Origin of the sequence: Bacteroides caecigallinarum, assembly GCF_016902295.1 — a bacterium.
GTDB classification, from domain to species: domain Bacteria; phylum Bacteroidota; class Bacteroidia; order Bacteroidales; family Bacteroidaceae; genus Phocaeicola; species Phocaeicola caecigallinarum_A.
Genome location: NZ_JACJLQ010000204.1, coordinates 1 through 268, shown reverse-complemented (window position 1 = coordinate 268; position 268 = coordinate 1). Strand labels below are relative to the sequence as shown.

Below are 268 nucleotides of genomic sequence, written 5' to 3'. Positions count from 1 at the left end.
ATTTCTTGCAACGTCGTGGTCCTACAACCCCAACAATGCCGTAACACTGTTGGTTTGGGCTATTCCCCGTTCGCTCGCCACTACTGGGGGAATCATTGTTATTTTCTTTTCCTGCAGGTACTAAGATGTTTCAGTTCCCTGCGTTTGCTCCTTACATTAGTAAGGTGATATCCCTTCAGGATACCGGGTTGTCCCATTCGGAGATTCACGGATCAAGGGTTATTTGCACCTCCCCGTGACTTTTCGCAGCTTATCACGTCCTTCATCG

Annotated in this window: 1 rRNA gene; it reads right to left on the bottom strand. The window is 48.1% G+C overall.

Annotation, left to right across the window (positions count from 1 at the left end):
* Positions 1 to 268: ribosomal RNA gene (locus H6A27_RS14830) — 23S ribosomal RNA — on the bottom strand; the annotation flags it as partial.